This window comes from Ketobacter sp. (assembly GCF_003671495.1).
Taxonomy (GTDB): Bacteria; Pseudomonadota; Gammaproteobacteria; order Pseudomonadales; family Ketobacteraceae; genus Ketobacter.
This window is the reverse complement of record NZ_RCHN01000025.1, coordinates 1-5,272: the sequence shown is the minus strand read 5'-3', so window position 1 is coordinate 5,272 and position 5,272 is coordinate 1. Positions and strand designations below refer to the sequence as shown.

Below are 5,272 nucleotides of genomic sequence, written 5' to 3'. Positions count from 1 at the left end.
GAAACAGACCCAGGTGAAGGAAATCAAGATTCGCCCGGGAACTGAAGAGGGGGACTACCAGGTCAAACTTCGCAACCTGAAGCGGTTCCTCGAAGATGGTGACAAAACCAAAATCACTCTGCGCTTCCGCGGTCGTGAGATGGCTCACCAGGAGTTGGGAATGGAGATGATGAAACGCATCGAAACCGATCTCGACGAACTGGGTGCTGTTGAGCAAGTGCCGAAAATGGAAGGCCGTCAGATGACGATGGTGATTGCACCGAAAAAGAAAAAGTAAACCATTCCGGTTTACTCATTAAACTTTAAACATTGTGAAAACAATGCGGAGCGATATATGCCTAAGATGAAAACAAACCGTGGGGCTGCCAAGCGTTTTAAAAAAACCGCCAACGGTTTCAAGCGTAAACAAGCCTTCAAACGTCACATTCTGACCAAGAAGAATTCCAAGCGGATTCGTCAGTTGCGACCCAAGACCATGGTGCACAAGTCCGATGTGGCTTTGGTTGCACGCATGATGCCTTACGTGTAAGGCCGGTTAGGAATTTGGAGGTTTAAACAATGCCTAGAGTAAAACGCGGTGTTACCGCATCTCGCCGTCACAAGAAGATTCTGAAACAGGCCAAAGGTTATTACGGTGCCCGTTCACGCGTTCTGCGCGTAGCCAAGCAAGCCGTAACCAAGGCCGGTCAATATGCGTATCGCGACCGTCGTCAGCGTAAGCGTCAGTTCCGTCAGCTGTGGATCACCCGTATCAACGCAGCTGCCCGTATGAACGGCCTGTCTTACAGCCGTTTCATCAACGGTCTGAAAAAAGCGTCTGTCGAAGTGGATCGTAAGATCCTGGCTGACATCGCAGTGCACGATCAAGCGACTTTTGCAGCGTTGGCAGAGAAGGCGAAGGCCAGTCTTTCCAACTAAGCGTCGCGATCTGTCGCCGTCACAATCAGGTGACAAATCAAGCATAGAATAGGGGAAGGGCTCAGGCTCTTCCCCTTTTTGTTTATCGAATTCAAAGCGGAATCACCATGGATAACCTGCAAACACTTCTTGAACACGCATTGGCTGCAGTAGCGCAAGCCGACTCAGTGGCGGGCCTGGACCAGGTTCGGGTTCAATACCTGGGCAAAAAGGGTGAAATCACAGGGCAGCTGAAAACGCTGGGCAAGCTGGAGCCGGAAGCCCGTAAGGCTGCTGGTGCAGAGATCAATTCGGTGAAAGAGCAGGTGCAGGATGCCATCAAAACGCGGCAGGCGTTGCTGGAGCAGCAGGCATTGCAGCAGCAGCTTACCAGCGAAGCCATCGACGTCACCCTGGCGGGGCGCAGCGGCGTTGTAGGTGGGTTGCATCCGGTGAGCCGCACCCTGGAACGCATTGAATCCTTCTTCTCCACCATGGGGTTCCAGGTGGTGGAGGGGCCCGAAATCGAAGACGATTTCCATAACTTCGAAGCCTTGAATATTCCCGGTCACCATCCCGCCCGGGCCATGCACGATACGTTTTATTTCGACGCCACCACGTTGTTGCGCACCCACACCTCGCCGGTCCAGGTGCGTACCATGGAAAGCTCGGCTGCTCCTTATCGCATTATCTGTCCAGGCCGTGTGTATCGCTGTGATTCGGATCTGACTCATACCCCCATGTTCCATCAGGTGGAGGGGTTGTTGGTGGATACCGATATCACCTTTGCCGATCTGAAGGGCATTTTGGCGGAATTCCTGCGCGACTTTTTCGAAAAGGATCTGGACGTTCGCTTTCGTCCGTCCTACTTCCCGTTCACCGAGCCCAGCGCCGAAATGGACATCCAGTGCGTGATGTGTGATGGCCACGGTTGCCGCGTGTGCAGCCACACTGGTTGGCTGGAAATTCTGGGTTGCGGTATGGTGCACCCCAAAGTGTTTGAACACGTCAATGTGGACTCAGAAAAGTACACCGGTTTTGCCTTCGGCATGGGAGTGGAGCGTCTCACCATGCTGCGTTATGGCGTAAATGACTTGCGTCTGTTCTTTGAAAACGACCTGAAATTCCTGCGGCAATTTCAGTAATCAACACCGAACGTCATAACGAATATCAATACAGAATTTAGAGGAACAGGACATGCGCTTCAGTGAAAAATGGCTTCGTGAATGGGTCAGCCCGAAACTAACCACCGATGAGCTGGTGGCACAGATCACCATGGCAGGTCTGGAAGTGGACAGCGTCGACCAGGTGGCCGGGGCTTTCAACGGCGTGGTGGTGGCAGAAATCATCAGTGCAGAACCGCACCCGGATGCCAGCAAGCTGCAGGTTTGCAAGGTGGACGCGGGTGAGGCTGAGCCGTTACAGATTGTGTGTGGCGCGGCCAATGCCCGGCCGGGAATCAAGGTGCCCTGTGCCAAAATCGGCGCGGTTCTGCCGGGAGACTTCAAAATCAAACGGGCCAAACTGCGGGGTGTGGAATCCTTCGGTATGCTCTGTGCCGAACAGGAACTGGGTATGGCGGAAGCGTCCGATGGCCTGATGGAATTGCCGTCCGATGCGCCGGTGGGTGCCGACATTCGCGCCTACCTTGTTCTGGATGATGCCGCCATTGAAGTGGATCTGACCCCCAACCGGGGGGATTGCCTGGGGATTGCCGGGTTGGCCCGTGAGGTGGGCGTCTTGAACGGAATGGACGTTACCCAGTGTGCCCAGGCGGACGTCAGGCAAACCATCTCCGATACCTTTCCGGTTACTGTGGAAGCCAAGTCCCAGTGTCCGCGCTACGTCGGTCGTGTTGTGCGCGGTGTGGACCTCAGCCGGCCCACACCCATCTGGATGGTGGAGCGTTTGCGTCGCAGCGGAATTCGCAGTATTGATCCCGTGGTGGATGTGACCAACTATGTTCTGTTGGAGTTGGGGCAGCCCATGCATGCGTTCGACCTCAACACATTGCAAGGCGGTATTTGTGTGCGCTTGGCCGCTGAGGGGGAGCAGCTCACCCTGTTGGATGGTCAGGAAATCAAGCTGAGCCCGGACACTCTGCTGATCGCCGATCAATCCGGACCGCTGGCCATGGCCGGCGTTATGGGGGGTGAGCATTCCGGCGTGAGCGGCGAAACCCGGGACCTGTTCCTGGAAAGCGCCTTTTTTGATCCCATCGCCATCGCCGGCAAGGCCCGCAGCTACGGTTTGCACACCGATTCCTCACACCGTTTTGAGCGTGGCGTGGATTTCGAATTGCAGCACCATGCCATGGAGCGGGCCACGGCGTTGCTGCTGGAGATAGTCGGCGGTAATGCCGGCCCGGTGATCGAAGTGCTGAGCGCAGAGAACCTGCCGCATCTGCCATCCATCCAGCTGCGTCGGGATCGAATCAAGCGCATTCTTGGGTGTGACATTGCTGAGATTGAGGTTGAGAACATCCTCGGCCGCCTGGGTATGGACATGGTGAAAACGGAGCAGGGTTGGCACATCGTACCTCCCAGCTATCGTTACGATATTCGTCTGGAAGTGGACCTGATCGAAGAGTTGGGGCGTATTCACGGCTATAACAATCTGCCCACCACGTTACCCATTTTGGAGGGGCTGTCTCCGAAGCGGGAAGAGGCACTGTTGCCGGTCTCCCGCATCAAGCAGGTGTTGGTGGATCGCGAATATCAGGAAGTGATTACGTACAGCTTTGTGGATAAGAAATACATCGAACTGCTGACACCGGATCAACCTTCTGTTGCATTGGCGAACCCCATTTCTGCGGATATGTCTGAAATGCGGACCACGCTGTGGGCCGGCTTGTTGAAGACCGCCACCTATAACCTGAATCGCCAGCAGGAGCGTCTGCGTCTGTTTGAGACCGGTTTGAATTTCATCAAGGAAGGCGATGAGTTGCAGCAGGTGGATCACCTGGGCGGATTGATCTTCGGCGGAGCGGCTCAGGAGAGTTGGTTCGGGAAAGTACGGCCAGTGGATTTCTATGACATCAAAGGGGATGTGGAGGCATTGCTGTCTCTGACCGGCGGGGCCAGTGAATACACGTTCGAGCCTGGAGAACACAAGGCCCTGCACCCGGGGCAAACGGCCGAGGTGAAGCGGAATGGAAAGACCGTGGGCTATGTGGGGGCTCTGCATCCCAGCGTGCAGAAATCTCTGGATATCAGTCAAAAAGTCTACCTATTTGAATTAGTTTTGCCTGAGATCCGCCGCAGAAGCTTGCCGGAGTTCAAAGAATTGTCGAAATATCCGGAAGTTAGGCGCGATTTTGCAGTAATAGTTGATGAAAAGATTTCAGCAGCGGCTATACTGAAAAATGTGCGCGAAACAGCTGGTTCTCTTTTGACCAACCTCGTGCTGTTCGATGTCTATCAGGGAGCAAACCTGGAGGCGGGTAAAAAGAGCATCGCCTTTGGCATAACCCTGCAGGACTCGGCTCGGACCTTACAGGATGACGACATCAATCCGATTGTGGATCGAGTGGTTGTGTCCTTGAAAGAAACGTTCAATGTCACATTGAGGGAATAAGGATGGGTGCGTTAACCAAGGCTGATTTAGCTGAAAAGCTATTTGAAGAACTTGGGTTGAACAAGCGGGAAGCCAAGGAAATGGTGGAACTGTTTTTCGAAGAAATTCGATCCTCGCTTGAGTCAAACGAGCATGTAAAGCTCTCCGGGTTTGGCAACTTTGATTTGCGAAACAAGCGGGAGCGTCCAGGCAGAAACCCGAAAACCGGTGAAGAAATTCCCATTTCCGCTCGTCGAGTCGTGACCTTTCGCCCTGGCCAGAAGTTGAAGCAACGAGTGGAAGCCTATGCTGGAACCAAGCAACAATAACGAACTGCCAGCGATACCGGGGAAACGTTATTTTACGATTGGGGAAGTGAGCGAACTCTGTGATGTGAAACCGCATGTTTTACGTTATTGGGAGCAGGAATTTACCCAGTTAAAACCCGTCAAACGGCGTGGTAACCGTCGCTATTATCAGCGTCAGGATGTGATCATGATTCGCCAGATTCGCAGTCTGTTGTACGATCAGGGTTACACCATCGGCGGTGCCCGGTTGAAGTTGACTGGCGACGATGCCCAGGAAGACGTTACCAAATCCTCGCAGCTGATCCGCCAAATGATCGCGGAGCTGGAAGAAGTATTGCTGGTCCTCAAAGATCACTGAACAGCGCTAAAAAACCATTTGATAATTACCCCGAATCCTGTATTATTTGCGTCCTCCCTGAGGGTAGGGCGCAGCTCTAACCCTTTGAAAGAGAAAAGAATCGGGGCGTAGCGCAGCCTGGTAGCGCACCACAATGGGGTTGTGGGGGTCGAAG

Annotated in this window: 7 protein-coding genes; all 7 read left to right on the top strand. The window is 53.9% G+C overall.

The annotated features are described in order from the left end of the window. Positions 1-277 (top strand): translation initiation factor IF-3 (gene infC / locus D9N14_RS13590; protein ID WP_290580564.1); only part of this gene is annotated, 277 nt, incomplete at its 5' end. Between the two features lie 57 nt (positions 278-334). After that, positions 335-529, top strand: coding sequence for a 50S ribosomal protein L35 (gene rpmI / locus D9N14_RS13585; RefSeq protein ID WP_290580562.1), 195 nt, complete (start codon positions 335-337; stop codon positions 527-529). A gap of 29 nt (positions 530-558) precedes the next feature. Next, a complete protein-coding gene (gene rplT / locus D9N14_RS13580) occupies positions 559-918 on the top strand; it encodes a 50S ribosomal protein L20 (RefSeq protein ID WP_290580560.1) in 360 nt (119 codons plus the stop codon). 107 nt (positions 919-1,025) lie between these two features. Continuing rightward, a complete protein-coding gene (gene pheS, locus D9N14_RS13575; RefSeq protein WP_290580559.1) occupies positions 1,026-2,042 on the top strand; it encodes a phenylalanine--tRNA ligase subunit alpha in 1,017 nt (338 codons plus the stop codon). A gap of 52 nt (positions 2,043-2,094) precedes the next feature. After that, positions 2,095-4,473: a phenylalanine--tRNA ligase subunit beta gene (gene pheT, locus D9N14_RS13570; protein WP_290580558.1), complete on the top strand. Its 2,379-nt coding sequence runs from the start codon at positions 2,095-2,097 to the stop codon at positions 4,471-4,473. 2 nt (positions 4,474-4,475) lie between these two features. Then, positions 4,476-4,781: an integration host factor subunit alpha gene (gene ihfA / locus D9N14_RS13565; protein ID WP_101892866.1), complete on the top strand. Its 306-nt coding sequence runs from the start codon at positions 4,476-4,478 to the stop codon at positions 4,779-4,781. Continuing rightward, positions 4,759-5,118, top strand: a complete 360-nt coding sequence (locus D9N14_RS13560; RefSeq protein WP_290580557.1) for a MerR family transcriptional regulator — start codon at positions 4,759-4,761, stop codon at positions 5,116-5,118. The genes ihfA and D9N14_RS13560 overlap by 23 nt, the downstream gene beginning before the upstream one ends. Positions 5,119-5,272 lie beyond the last annotated feature (154 nt).

Excerpts from the sequence above, each read along its gene's own strand:
- pheT (WP_290580558.1), top strand. The coding sequence starts at position 2,095 with ATGCGCTTCAGTGAAAAATGGCTTCGTGAATGGGTCAGCCCGAAACTA.
- ihfA (WP_101892866.1), top strand. The coding sequence starts at position 4,476 with ATGGGTGCGTTAACCAAGGCTGATTTAGCTGAAAAGCTATTTGAAGAA.
- rpmI (WP_290580562.1), top strand. The coding sequence starts at position 335 with ATGCCTAAGATGAAAACAAACCGTGGGGCTGCCAAGCGTTTTAAAAAA.
- D9N14_RS13560 (WP_290580557.1), top strand. The coding sequence starts at position 4,759 with ATGCTGGAACCAAGCAACAATAACGAACTGCCAGCGATACCGGGGAAA.
- pheS (WP_290580559.1), top strand. The coding sequence starts at position 1,026 with ATGGATAACCTGCAAACACTTCTTGAACACGCATTGGCTGCAGTAGCG.
- rplT (WP_290580560.1), top strand. The coding sequence starts at position 559 with ATGCCTAGAGTAAAACGCGGTGTTACCGCATCTCGCCGTCACAAGAAG.